Origin of the sequence: Isoptericola sp. NPDC056605, assembly GCF_042792795.1 — a bacterium.
In the GTDB taxonomy this organism is placed as follows: Bacteria; Actinomycetota; Actinomycetes; order Actinomycetales; family Cellulomonadaceae; genus Isoptericola.
Genome location: NZ_JBHTVT010000004.1, coordinates 122,696 through 140,903, shown reverse-complemented (window position 1 = coordinate 140,903; position 18,208 = coordinate 122,696). Strand labels below are relative to the sequence as shown.

Here is an 18,208-nt window from a genome sequence, read left to right as displayed (position 1 = left end):
AGCCGTGGAGGCTACGGCTCGACGGGGCCGGAGTGCAGCACGGCGGGGGCACGGGGCGGGATCCGCAGTACGCCGTCCGCCAGGGTGGTCCCCTCCGGGTCCCAGGCGGCCACGACCTTCATGTCGGCCGGGAGCGACGAGACGTCCACGTCCGCCGGTTCCGTGCCGGTGACGAGGGCGACGGCGGTGCGGCCCCGGCGACCGACGAGCGACGTCCCCGCGGTCCGCACCTCCACGGGCAGGTCGCGGTCCGCCGACGCGGCGGGGCGCAACGCCACCAGCCTCCGGGTCCAGTCCACGAGGCGCCGTGCCCGGTCGTCCCGCGCGGGCACCGGCACGTGCTCCGTGTCGAGCACCGGTGGCGTCCCCGCGAGGATCGCGAACGTCAGCAGACAGGCCCGGTCGTCGTCGGTCACGCCCGGGGCCTCCCGGTAGGCGTCGCCCGCGTCGGGCGTCCACGGGACGGAGCGGTTGGCGGCGGGCAGCCGCGTGAGGTCGCGCACGAGCACCGCGGAGGCCCGCTGCGTGGCGCGGTGCGCCCGGCGCAGGCTCGGCGGACGCCACGGGGCCGTCGTCGGGGGGAACACCTCGTGCGCGAGCCGGCGCAGGTCCTGGACGGGATCGGCGTCGCCCGGCGCCGCGAGGATGTGGTGCACGACGGTGGTGAGCCGGTCGCTGCGCCCCGGCCCGTCGACGAGGAGGTGGAGCCGGCGGCCGAGCTGCTCGCCGAGGTGGTGCACGTCCTCCGCGAGCTCCCCGAGGAACGGCACCGCCGAGCGGTCCACGAGCGCCTCGACGTCGAGCAGCAGGCCGTCCACGTGGAAGTCGCGCAGCCAGCGCTCGGCGTCGGCCACGAGGAAGTCACGCGGACCGCGGCTCCCGCTGCCGTCGAGGTTGATCCGCGGGCTGTCGGAGCCGGGCGGGCCGGGCCGGGCTCCCGTGCGCGGCCCGATCCGTGAGCCGGTGGCGTAGGGGCCGAAGGCGTGCAGGCCCAGGTCGTCGGCGACGGCCCACCGGTGGGGGGCGTCCAGGACGACGGCGAGCCCGCAGCGGTGCGCGCGGTCGACGAACCGGTGGAGCGCGCCGGGGCCGCCGAGCGGCTCGTGCACGGCGAACAGCCGGACGCCGGCGGCTGGGCCGCGCTCGGGGTCGTACGCGGCGACGGGGGAGAGCTCGACCCCCACGACGCCCGTCGCGGCGACGTCCTCCAGGAGGTCGGCGGCGGCGTCGAGCGTGCCGGCCGCGGTGAACGTGGGGAGGTCGACGCGCAGCAGCGCGCCGGCGTCGAGGTCTGCGCCCCGCCAGGCGCCGTCCGTCCAGGCGAACTCCTGGTCCAGCACGCGCGACGCGCCGTGGACGCCGCACGGCAGCCAGGTGCTGCAGGGGTCCGGCACGGGCGGTCCGCCGTCGACCGAGAAGAGGTAGTCGGTGCCCGGCGGGAGCTCGGCGTCAGCGCGCCAGTACCCGGGCTCGTGGGCGCCGACGAGGCGGAGGGGGAGACGGGAGCCGGACGCCGGCAGCACGACCTCGACGGTGTGGGCCCGCGGCGCCCACAGCAGGGGGCGGGGCCCCGGCCACCGCTCGCGCATCCCGGGGAGCGGTGGCGGGGTTCCGGGTGCCGCCCTGTCGGCGAGGCCTGCATCGGCAGCGGTCACGGCGGCCACTCTAGCCACCAGGGGCAACCTTCGCGGCCTCGCGTCCAGGTGCCGGATGCTGCGGGCGACGGTGGCGCGCAGCGACCGTCCGGCCGTCGTCCGGAACTCGTCCAGGACGTGCTGCCCCGGGGCCTGGGCGACTAAATAGTGTGCCAAGCGCGGGCGCGGCAACCCGCCGGCTGCTAGACCTTGGCCATGAGCACGGATGGCACAGGCACCCGACCCACGGTGCCGGTGGACAGGTTGGACGAGTCGATCGCCTCGCAGGCCAGGCTGGCACCCCGGCGGCGCCCGCTGGACGATCGAGACCGGGACGCCAGGTCCGGGGGTGACGCGGCAAAGGCGCCGGCGTCGCTCTCCGCGGCGGAGCTCGGCCCCATCGAAGGCGCCTCGAGCGGAGTCTCCTGGGACGACCCGGACGAGCTCTGACCCCGTGACGTGATCCTGAGCGTCGACGTCGACCCCGACGGCGCGTGGCGTCAGCGGGGGAGCCGGTCCGTGCCCACGGGGACCAGTCGCGGCATCCCGGCGGGGGCGACGCGGCTCAGGGCGACGTAGCGCGCCTCGGCGCGGTGCAGCCGGATGTGCTCGTCGAGGGACCAGTCCGGCCCGTTGGTGAGGACCATCCCGCACGAGCAGTCGATCTCCACGGCGCCGCCGTGGCCGTGCCGGACCTGTCCCACCGTGACGTGCGACGCCCGGGCGTGCGCCTTGGCGCGGTGCATCGTCGCGGAGACCGGGTCGGGCGCGGTCGGCGGTTCGTCGACGAGGGCCTCGTCGACGGGTGCGGGGAAGGGCTGATCCACGCGGGCGAGCCTAGTGCGTGTGGGCGATCCCGAGCTCGTGCATCCGCTCGTGCTCCTCGCGCGCGGCCTGCCGCGCGGCGATGCGCGCCTGCACCTCCTCGCGGCGCAGCGGCGGCACGGTCTTCGGCGGCTGCCGACGCTCGGGGAGCTCGCCGAGCAGGCGGGTGACGATCTCCGCGATCTCCGCGGTGGCCTGCTCGCACGGCTCACGGGTGGCCGCGCTCGCCGAGCGCTGGACGCCCGTCACCTTGCGGACGAACTGCTCCGCGGCGGCCCTGATCTCCTCGTCGGTGGCGGGCGGCTCGAGCCCCCGCAGGGTCGTGATGTTGCGGCACATGGTCTCGACGCTACGCCGCGGGGGTGACGAGGGCGACACCCGGCGGCGAGCGGACCCGTGGGGGAGGAACGCGAAAGGCCGCCCCGGGCGAACCGGGACGGCCTCGTTCTGGTGGGCGATACTGGGATCGAACCAGTGACCTCTTCCGTGTCAGGGAAGCGCGCTACCGCTGCGCCAATCGCCCTTGCGGCTGCTGCGCTCCCCCGAGAGGGAAATGCAGAGCTCGGAGCGGATGACGGGACTCGAACCCGCGACCCTCACCTTGGCAAGGTGATGCTCTACCAACTGAGCCACATCCGCGCGACCGGGTCGTTCAGGACTGCTGTCCTGGCCTCCCGGCGCCTGAGGAACATTACTCGACCTTCGGCTCGCTGGTCCAATCGCGACCGTGTGACCTGCGACGCTGCCGTCCTCCGGCCGTCGACGGCGCGTCAGGAAGCCCGGTCGTGGCCCGAGAACGACGAAACCCCGACCGGTGACCCGGTCGGGGCTTCGTGATGCTGGTGGGCGATACTGGGATCGAACCAGTGACCTCTTCCGTGTCAGGGAAGCGCGCTACCGCTGCGCCAATCGCCCGTGCTGCGAGGTGGGTACGGGATTCGAACCCGTGTATACGGCTTTGCAGGCCGCTGCCTCGCCTCTCGGCCAACCCACCTTGAGACGTGCTCTCCCGACGCTCATCGTGAGTCGATCAGAGAGTGGGCCTCCGAGCGGATGACGGGACTCGAACCCGCGACCCTCACCTTGGCAAGGTGATGCTCTACCAACTGAGCCACATCCGCGCGACCAGGAACCAGGACACCCTGCGGTGCCCGCCGTTCTGGCGCGCCCCAAACATTAGTGGACCCCTGGCGGTCCGTCCAATCGCCTCCGCCGGGGTGTCCGCGCAGGACCCACTAGCGTGCTCGTGTGCACGATCCGACCTCCTGGGCCACGTTCGCCGGGCGCCGCGCGTCGCGCGCCGTCGAGTGCGTCGATCTCTCCGAGCAGCCGGAACGGCTCGACTCGGGGCTGTGGTTCGTCGTCGCCGACTTCGAGGCCGACCTGGGGCGCGACGGCGTCACGCGGCCGGGCGGTCGGGCCCGTGCCTGGCGGTTCGCCGACGTGGGCCCTGCTCCGGCGGCGGGGGGTGACGGAGGGCGCTGGTGCGGCCCCTCTCCGTCGGCATGGACCAGCTCCCTCGACCGGGACGCGTACGTCCGAGCCGTGGCGACGGTCCGCGAACGGGTACGGCGCGGCGACGTCTACCAGGTCAACGTGTGCCGGGTGCTCTCGGCCCCGCTGGCCGCGTCGGACGCCCCGTCGGGCACCTCGTCGGGCATCTCGTCGGGCGATGCCCGACGGGACATCGTCGAGCCCGATGCCGCGGCTCTTGCCGCGCGGCTGGCCGCCGGCAACCCCGCCCCGTACGCGGCCGCGGTGCACGTGCCCGCGGCGAGCGGCCTCGACCCGGTGTGGGTCGTGAGCGCCTCGCCCGAGCTGTACCTGTCCCTCGACGTCCCGGCCGGCGCTGCCGGCGGGGCCGCGTCGCTCGCCTCGGGCCCCATCAAGGGCACCGCGCGTACGCCGTCCGGGCTCACGGCCAAGGACCGCGCCGAGAACGTGATGATCACCGACCTGGTGCGCAACGACCTGCAGCGCGTCTGCCGCCCGGGCACGGTCGAGGTCTCCGACCTGCTGGCCGTCGAGGAGCACCCCGGCCTGGTCCACCTGGTGTCGCGCGTGCGCGGCGAGCTGCTCGCCGACGCTCCGGGACGCTGGGCGCGGGCGCTCGAGGCCACGTTCCCGCCGGGATCGGTGTCGGGGGCGCCCAAGTCGTCCGCGCTGCGGCTGATCGCCGAGCTCGAGCCGACGGCCCGCGGTCCCTACTGCGGCGCGGTGGGTTGGGTCGACGGCGACGCCGGGCGGGCCGAGCTCGCCGTCGGGATCCGTACCTTCTGGTGGGAGGACGCCCCCGGCGGCGGCGTCCTGCGGTTCGGCACCGGCGCCGGGATCACGTGGGGGAGCGACCCCGCGCGCGAGTGGGACGAGACCGAGCTCAAGGCGGACCGGCTGGTCGGGCTCGCGTCGTCGGAGGGGTGAGCCGCCGCGCCGACGGGTCTCCGGACCCCGTCGAGTCTCCGCACCGATGACTCTTCGCACCGATGAGTCTCCGCGTCCGGCGCCGTCTCCCGTGCATGACACAGGTGACCTGCGACCTCGGTATCTCCCTGGACGGCATCTCGGCGGGCGTGAACCAGTCCCTCGACCAGCCCTTCGGCGACGGTGTCGGCGACGGCGAACGGATCATGCACGCGTGGATGTTCGACAACCCGGACGACCACCGCGCGGAGCTCGACGCGATCACCGCGGCGGGCGCGTTCGTCATGGGGCGGAACATGTTCACCCCCGGGCGCGGGGAGTGGGACCTCGGCTGGCGCGGCTGGTGGGGCGAGGACCCGCCGTACCACGCGCCCGTCTTCGTGCTCACGCACCACGAGCGCGACCCGATCGAGATGGAGGGCGGCACCACGTTCCACTTCGTGACCGGTGGGCCGCAGGAGGCCCTCGCCCGGGCACGTGATGCGGCCGGCGAGCGGAACGTGTCCGTGGCCGGCGGGGCGACGACCGTCAACCAGTTCCTCGCCGCGGACCTCATCGACGAGCTGCGGCTGCACGTCGGGCCCGTGGTGCTCGACGTCGAGGGGGTGCGCCTGTTCGAGGGCGTGGGGACGCACGACCTGCGCATCGTGTCCGCGCGCGTCACGCCGGAGGTGACGCACCTGGTGCTGCGGCGCTGAGACGCCGTCACGGGCACGTCACTCGGGGACGTTGCCGGTGGCGTGCCCCAGCAGGTACGGCGTCGTGACCCCCGCGTACATCAGGTGCGCCACGAGGCCCTCGGTGGCGTGGGGCAGGTTGTGGCAGTGGTCCATCCAGATCCCCGGGTTGTCCGCGACGAACGCGACGTCGTAGACCTCGCCGTCGGCCACCTCGAGGGAGTCGGTCCACCACGGGCTGCCGCTCGCGGCCACGCCGTCGCGGGACAGCACGACGACGTGGTGGCCGTGCAGGTGCATCGGGTGCGGCGTCCCGCTGCGGTTGTCGATCCGCATGCGCACGACGTCGCCCTGGCCGACCTCGAACATCGGCACGTCCGGGTAGGTGTGCCCGTTCACCGTCCAGTGCATGCCCGGCCTCCCGTCGAGGAAGCCCGGCGCCCTGCCGATGACGTAGTCGAACGAACGGTCCGCCGCGTCCGGGTCCAGGCCGAGCGGCGCCGGCGTCCCATAGCCGAGCAGGTCGAGGGTCGCCGTCGGGCGCCGCGTCGGGGAGGACGCCGCGCCGTCGGGGCCCACGACGACGGCGGAGGCACCGCCCAGCTCGACGCGCGCCGCCGAGCCGTCGTCCGGCGCCACGACGAGCAGGTCCGCGCGCCCGCCGGCCGGGACCACCACCGCACGATCACGGACCTCGGGCGGGTCGTGCACGTCGGTGCCGTCGACGGCGAGGAGGCGGAACGGCACCCCGCCCACCCAGACGGGCAGGACGCCGTTGTCGCTGTTGATCACCCGGACGCGCGCCGCCGTCCCCGGCGGGACGTCGACGGGCAGGTCCCCGGTCGCGCCCTGGACCGTGCGCCGCGCCCCGTACCGGTGCACCAGCGCGGGGACGTCGACGGCATCCTCCAGGAGGCGCGCGACCTCCCGCCCGCCGGCCGGCCGGGCGTCCCGGGCCGGGGCCACGACCACCGCCCCGAGCAGCCCCTTGCGCACCTGCTCGTGCGAGACCTGGTGGGAGTGGTACCAGTACGTTCCGGCGTCGGAGGCGACGAACCGGTACGTGTGCGAGCCGCCGACGGGGACGGCGTCCTGGGTGACGCCGGCGACGCCGTCCGCGGCGTTCGGCACGTCGATCCCGTGCCAGTGCAGCGTGGCGCCTCCCGGCACGCTCTCGTTGACGAACGTCACCTCGACGAGGTCGCCCTGCACGGCGCGCAGCGTCGGGCCCGGCGTCGTCCCGTTCACGGTGTACGCGTCCGTCGTCGTGCCGGGCGCCAGCTCCACGCGCTCGGCGCGCGCGGTGAACGTGAGGGCCACGTCGGCCGGGCCGGTCGGCGCCACCAGCGTGTCGACGCTCGTGGCGGCCGCGGCGCTCCCGCCGCCGTGGCCGGAGTGACCCTCGAGCGTCGTGACGCGCGGCCCGCTGCCGCGCTCGAACGACCCCGTCTCGGTGACGGAGAACCGGCCCGGTGCCCTGCTGGTCTGCCAGAGCAGCAGGAGGGACACCAGGACGGCCGCCGCCGCCAGCCCGGCGACGACGCGCCGCAGGACCGGGGAACGGTCGGCCGCCATGTCGGCGGGTCAGGGCGTGACGCCGCCGGCGGCCAGCCCCGGCGTCGCGGTCGCGGCTGCCGCCTGCTCGGCCCGGTCGCGCGCTGCCACGCGCCAGCCGGTGTACAGGGAGACGCCGAAGAGCAGCAGGGCGTTGACCCCGTGCAGGCCACCGAGGAACGGGACGCTGTGCCCCGCGAGGCCGAGCGTGACCTGGAGCGCCACGAGGAGGAGGATCGCGAGGCCCCAGCGCCAGGCGCCGCGCACGCCGGCGAAGAACGACGCGACGAAGGTCAGCAGGGCGATGGCCGGCAGGATCATGGTGCCCGTCATCCCGTGGAGCATCAGCCCGATCTCCTCGGGGAACAGGGACTCCCCGGACATGGACTGCTCCATGGCAGCCTGGTCCAGCACCCCGCCCTCGTCGATGAAGAGTCCCAGCCCGGCGACGGCGTAGACCATGACGGCCGCCTGGACGACGACCCCCGCCGCGACGACGTACGCGAGCACGCGAAACACCTGTCTCATGCCGATCACCTCGATCGTGCGAGGGCCGTACCGTCGCGGCCCGTTCTCTGATGGTGAGTCGGCCGTGGTGCCGCCGCTACGAACGGTCGGGGTGAACCGGGGGTGAACTCGAACGCCCGGGGCGACGCCGTCCGGGCGTGAAGTCGGGCACACTGGCCCCATGAGTCTGGTGATCTGGGCGGAGGGCCGTCTGGTCGGGCAGGGGGAGGCCGCGCTGAGCGCCGTCGACCACGGCATCACGGTCGGGGACGGGGTCTTCGAGACCTGCACGGTCTTCGACGGTCGGGCGTTCGCGCTGACGCGGCACCTGCGACGACTCGCGCGCTCCGCGACCGGGCTCGGCCTCGCCGCCCCCGACGAGCAGAAGGTGCGCGACGGCGTCGCGGCCGCGCTGGCCGAGGCCGGTCGCCTGGACGGCGCGTTCGACGGCCGGCTCCGCATCACCGTCACGGCCGGTGTCGGCCCGCTCGGCTCCGGTCGCGTCGACGCGCCGCAGACCGTCGTCGTGGCGGCGCAGCAGTCCGCGATGGCGCCGACGTCGCGGTCCGCGAGGTCGCCGTGGCCGCGCAACGAGCGGTCCGCCGTCGCCGGGCTCAAGACGACGTCCTACGCGGAGAACGTCGTGGCGCTCGCGGACGCCGTGAGCAAGGGCGGCGACGAGTCGATCCTGCCCAACACCGTCGGCGACCTGTGCGAGGGCACCGGCTCCAACGTCTTCGTGGAGCGCGACGGCGAGCTGGTCACCCCCACCCTCGACTCGGGCTGCCTGGCCGGGATCACCCGCGCCCTCACGCTCGAGTGGGCGGCGGAGGAGGGCCTGCCCGTGCGCGAGGCGAAGGAGGGCGAACTGCCCTTCACGGTGCTCGACGAGGTGACGCAGGGGCGCGCGCAGCTCGCGCTCACGTCGTCGGGGCGCAACGTGCAGCCCGTCGTCTGGCTGGACGGCGCCGACGTCGCCGTGGGCGAGGTGTCGCGCGCGGCGCGCGAGGTGTTCGAGCGCAACTGCCGCGAGCGCCTCGACCCCTGAGTGCCCGTGGCGCCGGTTTGGTCCGCCGCCCGATCTGTGGCTAATATCGTCCACGCACCGGGCGATTGGCGCAGTGGTAGCGCGCTTCGTTCACACCGAAGAGGTCACTGGTTCGAACCCAGTATCGCCCACCCGTGAGCAAGGCCCCCTGACCGGCGGAAAGCCGGTGAGGGGGCCTTCGTCGTACGGCGCGGTGGTGCCCGCCTTCCAGGTGATCCCCGGCGACGACGCCGCGGCGCGACCGTGCCCGGCCTGTCGGGCTTCGCCTGACCCCATTGACGCCCGGCCTCCGGTGCAGGACCATCGGTGCTCAGCGAACCGGACAGTGGTGTCCGGATGAGAGGAGCCGTCATGCCCGTGCCGTCCCAGCCCCGGTTCGACCACACCTACGACGTCGTGGTGGTGGGCAGCGGGTCCGCGGGCTTCGCGACCGCCCTGGGCGCCGTGGACGCGGGGCTCAGCGTCCTGATCGTCGAGGGCACGGAGAAGTGGGGCGGCAGCTCGGCGATGTCCGGGGGCGGGCTCTGGCTGCCGGCCAACCCGCTGATGGAGCGTGCCGGCGCCGGTGACTCCCGCGACGAGGCGCTCACGTACCTGGAGGAGACGGTCGGGGAGGTCGGCCGCTCGACCTCCCGGGAGCGCAAGGAGGCGTTCGTGGACGGGGTCGCGGACTTCGTGACGACCGCCGAGCGCCACGGGATGCGGTTCGCGCGTGGCAAGGACTACCCGGACTACTACCCGGAGCTCCCGGGCGGGAAGATCGGGCGGTCGATCGAGGTCGAACCGCTGGACTCCCGGCCGCTCGGCGACTGGTGGGGCACGCTGCGCTCCGCGGTGCCGCTGCCGGCGAAGACCGACGACGTGTGGCTGCTGGGCCGGGCGTGGTCGACGCCGTCCGGGTTCGTGCGGGGAGCCCGGTTCGTGTTCCGCGCCCTGGGCGGCCTGGTGACCGGCAAGCGCCTGGTGGGCATCGGGAACGCGCTGATGACGTCGTTCGGTCGCGCGCTGCTGGTGGAGCGCGACGTGCCGCTGTGGCTGTCCTCGCCGCTCGAGGACCTCGTGGTCGACGACGCCCGGGTTGTCGGCGTCCGGGTGCGCCGCGAGGGGCAGGTCGTGACGGTAGGCGCGAGCCGCGGCGTGATGCTCGCGGCGGGCGGCTTTGAGTCGAACCCCGACTGGCGGCAGAAGTACCACGGGATCGACGGCAACCCGTCAGGCAACCCGGGGAACGTCGGGCAGGTGATCGAGATCGCGCGCGAGGCCGGCGCGGCGCTGGAGCTCATGGACGACGCCTGGTGGGGCGCCTCGGTCGAGGCACCGCCCGGTGGCACGCCGGCGTTCATCGTCGGGGAACGGTCGATGCCGTACTCGATCATGGTCGATGCGCAGGGCGCGCGGTTCGCCAACGAGTCCGAGTCGTACGTCGACCTCGGGCACCACATGCTCGACCACGACAAGGACGGGCCGTACTGGCTCGTCTTCGACTCCCGCGCCCCGCGCCGGTACCTGCAGACCTTCGCGATGGACCCGCGCGCCACGAAGGCGATGAAGGCCGCCGGCATCGTCCACAAGGCGGGCACGCTCGAGGAGCTGGCGGCTGCCATCTCCGTCGACCCTGCGACGTTCCGGGCCACGGTGCAGCGGTTCAACGGGTTCGCGCGGTCCGGCGTCGACGGCGACTTCGGGCGGGGGAACTCGGCCTACGACCGCTACTACTCCGACCCGCTCGTGCACCCCAACCCCAACCTCGGCCCGATCGAGAAGGGGCCGTTCACGGCGTACCGCGTGGTCATCGGCGACCTCGGGACCAAGGGCGGCGTCGTGACGGACGCCGACGGGCGGGCGCTGCGCGAGGACGGGACGGTCATCGACGGGCTCTTCGCCGCCGGCAACGCCTCGGCGTCGGTCATGGGGCGCACGTACCCGGGTCCCGGCTCGACGATCGGCCCCGCCACCGTCTTCGGCATGCGGGCCGCCCGCTTCATGGCGAGGTCTCGCGACTGAGGCCGACGGGGCTGCGAGGGCGAGTCGCCGTCGGCCCCCGCTCGTGCGGGATCCGGCTCGTGGGGGCTAGAGCCGGCCCGCGAGGAGGGGGAGGCCCGCGCCGTCGAGCCGGGGCAGGACGGCGGAGCGGCCGCACGCGCCCATCAGCAGGTCGATGCCGCGCCCGGTGAGCGCGGCGCCCTCGCCCCAGGCCCAGTCGAGGTCGGTGGCCGCCAGGCGCAGCCCGCGCAGCCGGCCGCGCGGGGCGAACCCGACCGCACGCCCCGTCGTGACGAACTCCAGCCCGACGCGGACCGTCCCGGGGTCCGGGTCGTGGCCGAGCCCCAGGGGGAGCCGCATGTCGCCCTCGTGGACGAGGAGGTCGGTGAGGGGCGCTCGCGGGCCGGTCATCGGCGGGCTGAACCGGCTCTCGGCGCGTCGGCGCAGCAGCATCACGGTTTCCGCGACCGGTCGCTGCCCGGCGCGCCGGGCAGCGGTGTCGTTCGCGCGATGGATGCTGCCCCGGGCACGGACGACGTCCCGCAGGAACTCTCCGAGAGCCCCGGGAGCCGCGGTCTGGGCGAGGTGCGCGCCGACGGTCCGGACGTCCCAGCCGGCGCACAGGCTCGGCGCGGCGAGCTGCGACTCGTCCAACGCCTCGAGCAGGTCCGCGACGGCGCGGCGTCGCTCGGCGGTCGCGGCGAACACGCGCGCCAGTGCGGATCCGTCCAACGCCGGTCCTTCCAGGTGGGGCCGAGAACGGGGGGCCGAGAACGGGGGTCGAGAAGAGCATGCCAGGTCTGCCGGGAGTGCGGACCGTCGGACGGCGCAGGGGCGGCGGTCGTCAGGCGGAAGGCACCTCGACGCTGATGTTGGCACGCTCGGTGCCCGGCGGGTCGCCGAGCACCGCCCAGAAGTCGGTGTCGCGCATCCAGGCCGGGATGCCCGCCGGGAGGTCGCGGCTCGGGACGGCGGGCAGCTCGTCCGGCGTGAAGTCGGCGCCGTAGGGGATCAGCGGTCGCACCTCGTCGGGCGCCTGGACCCTCGCGTGCAGCCGTTCCAGCGCGACGTTCCAGTTGTCGAGCAGGTCCTTGCGGCTGATGGGCCCGCCGGGCTTGTCGGCCGTCGGGTGCAGGGCCCGCTGGTGGAACACGGACACCCCGGCCCCCTCGGGGGAGGTCACGAACGTGCGCCAGGCCTCGAAGGCGGGGGTGCCGAAGGTCACGACCGCCTCGATGCGGCCGGGCGCGAGCGCCGCCGCGAACCACCGGTGGCGGTAGGCGACGACCTCCGGGTCGTTCAGGTGCGGCAGCGCCATCGACTGGTTGTAGATGCCGTACAGGAACGCGTTGACCATGAGGTAGCTGGAGGTGAACCCGAGCTTCTCGACGAAGCCCTGCACCCGCCGTCCCGCCTGTCCCGACAGGATCCGCCGGGTGAACGCCTCGGTCTGGGCCGGGTCCTGCCCGACGACGAGCAGCCGGGCGGCGCCGTTCGCGCGTCCGCGGTAGAACACCGGCCCCCACAGCGACCGGAAGCCGTCGGTGCCGCGGAACACCGTGTCGTCCGGGTAGGTGCGGCACAGGGTCCGGAACCGGCCGGTCGGCCCGGTGTCGAACGGATCGGTGATCATGGCGCCTCCCTCACCGACAGGGAGCGCCCAGGGCGCGCGACACGCACGCCCGCCACCGGGTGAAGTCGGTGCCCGGGGCCGGTGGGTCACCGCTGACCGTGGCGACAATGAGGCGACAGTCCCGGTGCGGGCGCCCGCCCGCCGGGGTCGACGGCAGGGGGACGGCCATGGCGCAGCTGGTCATCACCGGGAACGTCGCGACGATGGCGCAGGGGGCGTCGGAGCCCCCGTCGCGCGGGCGGGTCTGGATCGACGGCGACACGGTCGTCGACGTCACGACCGGTCGCCGGCGGGTCGCCGGCTTCGCCCGCGCCACCGAGGTCGACGTCGGCGACGCGTCCGTGCTGCCGGGCTTCGTGGACATGCACAACCACCTGGCCTACAACGCGCTGCCGCTGTGGACCGAGCCCGGCCGCACCGAGCCCTGGCTGCACAACAAGCACTGGCCGGACGCCGACACCTACACCGAGTCGATCACCGAGCCCGCCTGGGTGTACGCGAAGGCCTGTCCCGAGGCGCTGCTCGCGTACGTGCAGGTGCGCGCGATGGCCGGGGGAGCGACCGCGGCGCAGGGCTGGCCCACCGCCAACCGCGGGTATCGCACCGTGATGCGCAACGTCGACGCCGAGGACGTCGGCACCGGCCGGGACGACCTGATCTACACCTCGGTGGTCACCAAGACGGGCGAGGCGCTCACCACCGCCGTCCGGCGCATGACCGCCGGCTCCGGGTTCATCTACCACTGCGCGGAGGGACGTCGCGGCTCCCGGGTCCTGGCCGACTACACGGACCTCGACCGCGCCGACGGGCTGCTCCCCACGCTGCTGGCCGTGCACGCCTGCGCGGTGGACGCCGACGGGTGGGCCCGGTGGGACCCCGCCGAGGCGGGCGGCGTCGTCTGGTCGCCGCTGTCCAACCTGCTGCTCTACGCGGAGACGACCCTCGTGGACGACGCCCGCGCCCGCGGCGTCACCGTGTGCCTGGGCAGCGACTGGGGCCCGTCGGGCACGAAGAACCTCCTCGGCGAGATGAAGGTGGCCCGCATCGCCGCCGACCGTCTCGGCTACGACCTCACGGACGCGCAGATCGTCGAGATGGTCACCAGCAACCCCGGCACGCTCCTCGAGCGGTGCTGGCACCGTGCCGTCGGCCGCCTCGTCCCGGGGGCGCTCGCGGACGTCACGGTCGTGCGGGGCCGCGGGCGCGGGGACGCCTGGACGCGCGTCGTCGCCGCCCGCGAGCGGGACGTCGCCCTCGTCGTCGTCGGCGGCGTCCCCCGCTACGGGGACTCGGGCCTCATGACGGCGGCCGCGGCGCCGCCCGCCTTCACCGCCACGGTCGGGGGCCGACGGCGCCGGGTCGCGCTGCCCGACCCGGCCGACCCGCAGCGCGCCTGGTCGTGGCGCGCGGTCCTGGACAGGCTGCGGGAGGTGCAGCAGGACCCCCAGCAGGCCATCGCGACCGCCCAGGCGCGCGCCTCCGCCGGGCCCCGCTTCGCGCCGGACGCCGAGCTCGAGCTCTTCCTCGACATGCCCGACACCCGCCGCACGGGTCGTGCGGGTCCGCCCAAGGACCCGGGCACCGTGCGGATCCCGCCGGTGCCGGCGCTGGAGCACGACGCGGCGTACTTCGACCTCCTCGACGCCGCGCCGATCCCGGACGGGGTCCTCGCCCCGCTGCGCGCGAGGTTCGGGTCGTGACGCCGCCGAGCCCGGCCGCCCTCCGCGCGCGCGCCGGAAGCCGCCTCGACGACGTCGTGCCGTCCCGGGCCGAACCCGGGCCGGAGCCGGTGACGCTCACGGCGACGCAGCAGCACGACCTGGTCGACCTCTGGACCACGCTGCTCACCGACGTCTACGTGCACTACGGGCAGAAGCGGGCGCTCTACGGCTATGACCCGCTGCGGGCGCTCGCGGCCCTGCGCCGGGAGATCCCCCTGCTCGACGGCGCCGGGTTCCTGCGGGCGCTCACCAGGGTGGTCAACCGGCTGCGCGACCAGCACACGCAGCTGTTCGTGGGTGTGCCCGGGGCCGACCCGTACGTCGCGGCGCTGCCGTTCCTGGTGGAGTCGTCCGGTCCGTACACGTCGCCCACGTTCCTGGTCACGAAGACGACGGACGAGGTGCCCGACCCGGCGTTCGCCCCCGGGGTCCGGCTCACCACCTGGAACGCGGTGCCCTTCACCCGCGCGGTCGACCTGTTCGCCGACACCCTCACCGGGGGACGGCCGGACGCCCGCCGGGCGCGGGCCCTCGAGACGCTCACCCAGCGGCCGCTCGCCTTCCTGCCGCCGCCGGACGAGCTGTGGGTCGACGTCGGCTTCCGCCACCCCGAGGACCCGGCGGGAGACCCCGACCGCACCGCCAGGTTCGAGTGGCGCGCCATCCGCCCGGGGGCCGCCGCGACCGCCGACGACCGGGTCGCGACCCGGACGCGCCGCGGGATCGACGTCGTCGGCGAAACCGCCCGCCGCGCTCGCAAGCTGCTCTTCGCCACCGACCTGTGGGAGGGCGACCGGCGGGGCGTGCAGCCCCGGGCGAAGGGCTCCGGGTGGCTGCGCACCAGCATCGCGGACGCCCTCGCCGCCCGGCCGGTGACGACGTCGCACGGCACGTTCGGCTACCTGCGGATCTGGACGTTCGACGTGCGCCATCCCGGCCGGTTCGTCGACGAGGTCGCCCGGCTGCTGCGCCGGCTGCCGCAGAACGGGCTCGTCGTCGACCTCCGCTCCAACCCTGGCGGCGTCGTCGACGCGGCCGAGCGGCTGTTCCAGCTCTTCACCGACGAGCGGGTCGAGCCGGCGCGGTTCGCGTGCCGCGCGACGCCGGCGATGGCCGACCTCGCCGAGGCCGACGGCAACGGGGCCGACCTCGCCGACTGGGCGGGCTCCCTGCGCGCCGCCCTCGACCTCGGCGAGGAGTTCTCGCAGCACCTGCCCCTCGCGGACCCCGACCTGTGCAACGGTGCCGCGCGGGCGTACCGGGGTCCGGTCGTCGCCGTCGTCGACGCCAACACGTACTCCTGCGGCGACCTCTTCGCGGCGGGCCTGGTGGACCACGGCATCGGGCGGGTGGTCGCCGTGGGTGCGGCGACCGGCGGGGGCGGCGCGAACGTCTGGGGCGGCGACGACGTCCAGTACGCCTACCACGCGGCCCACCGCGCGCTCCCGCCGTTGCCGCCCGGGATCGGCTTCGCGCTCGCCGTGCGACGCATGGTCCGGTCCGGCACCTCCGCGGGCCTCGCGATCGAGGACGTCGGGGTGGCGGGCGAGGAGCGCTACGACATGACCGAGCGCGACGTCGTGGACGGGAACCTCGACCTCCTCGAGCACTGCACCGCGCTCCTGGCCTCCGCGTAGCCGCGCCAGCCCGCCGGTGGGGCCCGCCGGTGCCGCGCGACCCCCGGCCGTGACGTCAGGACGCCGGGACCGCCGTGGTGAACAGGCCGCGGTGCACGATCTCCCGGGCCTGGGTGCCGCGGGCGCCGCCACGGTCCCGCCGCTCGAGGGCGAGCGCGGACATGGCCATCGGCAGGGCGAGCATGAGGTGCTGCGTCGTCACGCCGGGGTGCACGACGCCGGCCGCGAGGCCACGCGCGAGGAGCGGCGCGAAGGCCGCCGCGGTGCGCCGCGCGAGGTCGGCGAGGGCGGGGGAGTCGCTGAGGGCGACGAGCGCGAACGACGGTGCGGCGACCTGGACGTCCAGCGCGTGATGGAGCAGCGTGACCACGCCGTCGTCCGCGTCGCCCAGGGCGGTGGCGAGCGTCTCCAGGTCGGCGACGTTCTGCTCGAGCACGGCCGACGCCAGCGCCTCGCGGCTGGGGAAGTGCCGGTGCAGGGTGGTGCGGCTGACGCCCGCGGCGGCCGCGACCCGCTCGAGCGGGACGTCGGGGCCCTCGGCCGCGAGCACGCGGCGGGCCGCCGCGAGCAGCAGGTCGCGGTTGCGCGCGGCGTCGCGACGGACGGGTTCGGCCATGGCGCCGAGGGTACCGACGGACCGACACGGCGTCAGAGGCGGACGCAAAACGTACGTTGATGTACGTTTCGTGGGTGCAGGGCTGTCGCCCTGGCGAACCGTTCTCCTGACGAAAGGCCCTCCGTGACCGACACGACGACGCCTGCCGACCGCATCGCCGCCCTCGACCCCGACGCCCTGCGCGAGCGGTACCGGCACGAGCGCGACCGCCGGTTGCGCCCCGACGGGAGCGCCCAGTACCGGCGGGCGGCGGGGGAGTTCGGCTACTACGCGAAGGACCCGTACACCGAGCGCACGGAGCGCGCCCCGCTGACCGACCGGGTGGAGGTGCTGGTCGTCGGTGGCGGGTTCGGCGGCCTGCTCACGGGCGCCCGGCTGCGCGAGGCGGGCTTCGGGTCGATCCGGATGATGGACGAGGCCGGCGACTTCGGCGGCACCTGGTACTGGAACCGCTACCCGGGGATCCACTGCGACATCGAGGCGTCGGTGTACATGCCGCTGCTGGAGGAGACGGGGTACCTCCCGACGATGCGCTACGCGCCCGGGGAGGAGATCCGGCGGCACGCGGTGCGGATCGCCGAGCAGTACGGCCTGTACCGCGACGCCCTCTTCCACACCCGGGTCACGGAGCTCACCTGGGACGAGGACGGCGCCGAGTGGCTGGTGCGCACCGACCGGGGCGACGCGATGCGCGCCCGGTACGTGGTGGTCTCCTCGGGCACGCTGACCCAGCCGAAGCTTCCCGGCATCCCCGGGATCGAGGACTTCCGCGGGCACACGTTCCACACCAGCCGGTGGGACTACGGCTACACCGGCGGCAGCGCCGACGGCGGGATGACCGGGCTCGCGGACAAGCGCGTGGCCGTGGTCGGCACCGGGGCCACGGGGCTCCAGGTGATCCCGCACGTGGCCCGCGACGCGGCGCACCTGTACGTCATGCAGCGCACGCCGTCGTCGGTGGACGTGCGCGACAACCGGCCCACCGACCCCGCGTGGGCCGCCTCGCTGCGGCCGGGCTGGCAGCGCGAGCGGATGGAGAACTTCCTCGCGATCCTCTCGGGCGAGGATGTCGCCGAGGACCTGGTCGGCGACGGCTGGACGTCCACCGCGCGGCTCCAGCGGCAGATGATCACCGGTGCCGTCGACACGACCCTCGACCCCGCCGAGCGGGAGCGGCGCGACGAGCTCGCCGACTTCGCGAAGATGAACCTGATCCGGGCGCGCGTGGACGAGGTGGTCGCCGACCCGGCCACGGCCGAGGCGCTCAAGCCCTGGTACCGGTACATGTGCAAGCGCCCGGGCTTCAGCGACCAGTACCTCCAGGCCTTCAACCGGGACGACGTCACCCTGGCCGACACCGCCGACCACGGCGGCATCACGCGCATGACCGAGACGTCCGTCGTCGTGGGGGACGCGGAGTACGAGGTCGACCGCGTGATCTTCGCGACCGGGTTCGAGGTCGGCGTCTCCGGCGTCGTCTCGGGCACGATGCCGGTGCACGGGCGCGGCGGGACCACGCTGCTCGAGGCCTGGGGCCGCGGGCCGCGCACCCTGCACGGCTTCTTCTCCCACGGCTTCCCGAACCTGTTCCACCTCGGGGCGATGCAGAACGCGAACTCGGTGAACTTCGTGCACATCCTCACCGAGCAGGCCGAGCATCTCGCCGCCGTCCTCGCCCGCGCGGCCAAGACCGGCGCGCGGTACGTCGAGCCGACGGCGGAGGCCGAGCAGACGTGGTGCGACACGATCCTCGACGTCGCGGTCGACAACTCGGCCTTCCTCGCCGAGTGCACCCCCGGCTACTACAACGGCGAGGGCACGCGGCGCGCGACCCCGACGTCGTACAGCCCCGGCCCCGTCGCGTTCCACCGCCTGCTGGCCGAGTGGCGCGAGGGCGACATGAGCGACGTCCTCGTGCCGCCCGTCGACGAGCTCGCGGTGTGAGCGCGGGT

At 74.6% G+C, this 18,208-nt stretch carries 15 protein-coding genes and 6 tRNA genes; 8 read left to right on the top strand and 13 right to left on the bottom strand.

Annotated elements, in window-relative coordinates:
• Positions 1-11 precede the first annotated feature (11 nt).
• From ACFQ8Y_RS06210 to ACFQ8Y_RS06175, 8 genes are all read right to left on the bottom strand, one after another.
• Positions 12-1,655, bottom strand: a complete 1,644-nt coding sequence (locus ACFQ8Y_RS06210) for a hypothetical protein (protein ID WP_430584938.1) — start codon at positions 1,653-1,655, stop codon at positions 12-14.
• 479 nt (positions 1,656-2,134) lie between these two features.
• Complete coding sequence (locus ACFQ8Y_RS06205) at positions 2,135-2,461, bottom strand: hypothetical protein (RefSeq protein WP_430584937.1); 327 nt, start codon at positions 2,459-2,461, stop codon at positions 2,135-2,137.
• Between the two features lie 10 nt (positions 2,462-2,471).
• Entirely contained in the window at positions 2,472-2,798 is a 327-nt protein-coding gene (locus ACFQ8Y_RS06200; RefSeq protein ID WP_429729700.1) for a DUF2277 domain-containing protein, read from the bottom strand.
• A gap of 109 nt (positions 2,799-2,907) precedes the next feature.
• Positions 2,908-2,982 (bottom strand) — tRNA-Val (locus tag ACFQ8Y_RS06195).
• 43 nt (positions 2,983-3,025) lie between these two features.
• Positions 3,026-3,098 (bottom strand) — tRNA-Gly (locus tag ACFQ8Y_RS06190).
• A 201-nt stretch (positions 3,099-3,299) separates the two neighbouring features.
• Positions 3,300-3,374: transfer RNA gene (locus ACFQ8Y_RS06185), tRNA-Val, on the bottom strand.
• 8 nt (positions 3,375-3,382) lie between these two features.
• Positions 3,383-3,453, bottom strand: a tRNA-Cys gene (locus ACFQ8Y_RS06180).
• Between the two features lie 54 nt (positions 3,454-3,507).
• Positions 3,508-3,580, bottom strand: a tRNA-Gly gene (locus ACFQ8Y_RS06175).
• Positions 3,581-3,707: 127 nt separating this feature from the next.
• Here ACFQ8Y_RS06175 and ACFQ8Y_RS06170 point away from each other — a divergent pair.
• Together ACFQ8Y_RS06170 and ACFQ8Y_RS06165 are read left to right on the top strand one after the other, a co-directional pair.
• Positions 3,708-4,880 (top strand): chorismate-binding protein, encoded by a 1,173-nt coding sequence (locus ACFQ8Y_RS06170; RefSeq protein WP_430584936.1) that lies wholly within the window; start codon positions 3,708-3,710, stop codon positions 4,878-4,880.
• A 95-nt stretch (positions 4,881-4,975) separates the two neighbouring features.
• Positions 4,976-5,578 carry a dihydrofolate reductase family protein gene (locus tag ACFQ8Y_RS06165; protein WP_430551132.1) on the top strand — a complete coding sequence of 201 codons (603 nt, stop codon included), beginning with the start codon at positions 4,976-4,978 and terminating at the stop codon, positions 5,576-5,578.
• Positions 5,579-5,596: 18 nt separating this feature from the next.
• On the opposite strand, the gene ACFQ8Y_RS06160 is transcribed toward ACFQ8Y_RS06165, so the two are convergent.
• Together ACFQ8Y_RS06160 and ACFQ8Y_RS06155 are read right to left on the bottom strand one after the other, a co-directional pair.
• Positions 5,597-7,132, bottom strand: coding sequence for a multicopper oxidase family protein (locus ACFQ8Y_RS06160; RefSeq protein ID WP_430584935.1), 1,536 nt, complete (start codon positions 7,130-7,132; stop codon positions 5,597-5,599).
• Between the two features lie 9 nt (positions 7,133-7,141).
• On the bottom strand, positions 7,142-7,639 hold the full coding sequence (locus ACFQ8Y_RS06155; RefSeq protein ID WP_430562308.1) for a hypothetical protein: 498 nt from the start codon (positions 7,637-7,639) through the stop codon (positions 7,142-7,144).
• 160 nt (positions 7,640-7,799) lie between these two features.
• Here ACFQ8Y_RS06155 and ACFQ8Y_RS06150 point away from each other — a divergent pair, with 160 nt between their 5' ends.
• The 3 genes from ACFQ8Y_RS06150 to ACFQ8Y_RS06140 all read left to right on the top strand — a co-directional run bounded on the left by ACFQ8Y_RS06150 (position 7,800) and on the right by ACFQ8Y_RS06140 (position 10,670).
• On the top strand, positions 7,800-8,666 hold the full coding sequence (locus tag ACFQ8Y_RS06150; protein ID WP_430584934.1) for an aminotransferase class IV: 867 nt from the start codon (positions 7,800-7,802) through the stop codon (positions 8,664-8,666).
• A gap of 59 nt (positions 8,667-8,725) precedes the next feature.
• A tRNA-Val gene (locus ACFQ8Y_RS06145) sits at positions 8,726-8,797 on the top strand.
• Positions 8,798-9,017: 220 nt separating this feature from the next.
• Positions 9,018-10,670, top strand: coding sequence for an FAD-binding protein (locus ACFQ8Y_RS06140; protein ID WP_430584933.1), 1,653 nt, complete (start codon positions 9,018-9,020; stop codon positions 10,668-10,670).
• 66 nt (positions 10,671-10,736) lie between these two features.
• Here the strand turns inward: ACFQ8Y_RS06140 and ACFQ8Y_RS06135 are convergent, their stop codons facing one another.
• Together ACFQ8Y_RS06135 and ACFQ8Y_RS06130 are read right to left on the bottom strand one after the other, a co-directional pair.
• Positions 10,737-11,381 (bottom strand): maleylpyruvate isomerase family mycothiol-dependent enzyme, encoded by a 645-nt coding sequence (locus tag ACFQ8Y_RS06135; protein WP_430584932.1) that lies wholly within the window; start codon positions 11,379-11,381, stop codon positions 10,737-10,739.
• A gap of 112 nt (positions 11,382-11,493) precedes the next feature.
• Positions 11,494-12,282, bottom strand: a complete 789-nt coding sequence (locus ACFQ8Y_RS06130) for a hypothetical protein (protein ID WP_430551138.1) — start codon at positions 12,280-12,282, stop codon at positions 11,494-11,496.
• Between the two features lie 167 nt (positions 12,283-12,449).
• Between ACFQ8Y_RS06130 and ACFQ8Y_RS06125 the strand changes: the two genes are divergently transcribed.
• Positions 12,450-13,982 carry an amidohydrolase family protein gene (locus tag ACFQ8Y_RS06125; RefSeq protein WP_430584931.1) on the top strand — a complete coding sequence of 511 codons (1,533 nt, stop codon included), beginning with the start codon at positions 12,450-12,452 and terminating at the stop codon, positions 13,980-13,982.
• Entirely contained in the window at positions 13,979-15,640 is a 1,662-nt protein-coding gene (locus ACFQ8Y_RS06120) for a S41 family peptidase (RefSeq protein ID WP_430584930.1), read from the top strand. Before ACFQ8Y_RS06125 ends, ACFQ8Y_RS06120 begins: the two co-directional genes overlap by 4 nt.
• Before the next feature lie 55 nt (positions 15,641-15,695).
• Here ACFQ8Y_RS06120 and ACFQ8Y_RS06115 read toward each other — a convergent pair whose 3' ends face one another.
• On the bottom strand, positions 15,696-16,256 hold the full coding sequence (locus ACFQ8Y_RS06115) for a TetR/AcrR family transcriptional regulator (RefSeq protein WP_430562296.1): 561 nt from the start codon (positions 16,254-16,256) through the stop codon (positions 15,696-15,698).
• 123 nt (positions 16,257-16,379) lie between these two features.
• On the opposite strand from ACFQ8Y_RS06115, the gene ACFQ8Y_RS06110 reads away from it, so the two are divergent.
• Positions 16,380-18,200, top strand: coding sequence for a flavin-containing monooxygenase (locus ACFQ8Y_RS06110; RefSeq protein ID WP_430584929.1), 1,821 nt, complete (start codon positions 16,380-16,382; stop codon positions 18,198-18,200).
• Positions 18,201-18,208 lie beyond the last annotated feature (8 nt).

What these genes read in the sequence shown, in the direction of transcription:
- ACFQ8Y_RS06200 (WP_429729700.1), bottom strand. Translation starts at nt 2,798, where the DNA reads ATGTGCCGCAACATCACGACCCTGCGGGGGCTCGAGCCGCCCGCCACC.
- ACFQ8Y_RS06165 (WP_430551132.1), top strand. Translation starts at nt 4,976, where the DNA reads ATGACACAGGTGACCTGCGACCTCGGTATCTCCCTGGACGGCATCTCG.
- ACFQ8Y_RS06160 (WP_430584935.1), bottom strand. Translation starts at nt 7,132, where the DNA reads ATGGCGGCCGACCGTTCCCCGGTCCTGCGGCGCGTCGTCGCCGGGCTG.
- ACFQ8Y_RS06155 (WP_430562308.1), bottom strand. Translation starts at nt 7,639, where the DNA reads ATGAGACAGGTGTTTCGCGTGCTCGCGTACGTCGTCGCGGCGGGGGTC.
- ACFQ8Y_RS06150 (WP_430584934.1), top strand. Translation starts at nt 7,800, where the DNA reads ATGAGTCTGGTGATCTGGGCGGAGGGCCGTCTGGTCGGGCAGGGGGAG.
- ACFQ8Y_RS06140 (WP_430584933.1), top strand. Translation starts at nt 9,018, where the DNA reads ATGCCCGTGCCGTCCCAGCCCCGGTTCGACCACACCTACGACGTCGTG.
- ACFQ8Y_RS06130 (WP_430551138.1), bottom strand. Translation starts at nt 12,282, where the DNA reads ATGATCACCGATCCGTTCGACACCGGGCCGACCGGCCGGTTCCGGACC.
- ACFQ8Y_RS06125 (WP_430584931.1), top strand. Translation starts at nt 12,450, where the DNA reads ATGGCGCAGCTGGTCATCACCGGGAACGTCGCGACGATGGCGCAGGGG.
- ACFQ8Y_RS06115 (WP_430562296.1), bottom strand. Translation starts at nt 16,256, where the DNA reads ATGGCCGAACCCGTCCGTCGCGACGCCGCGCGCAACCGCGACCTGCTG.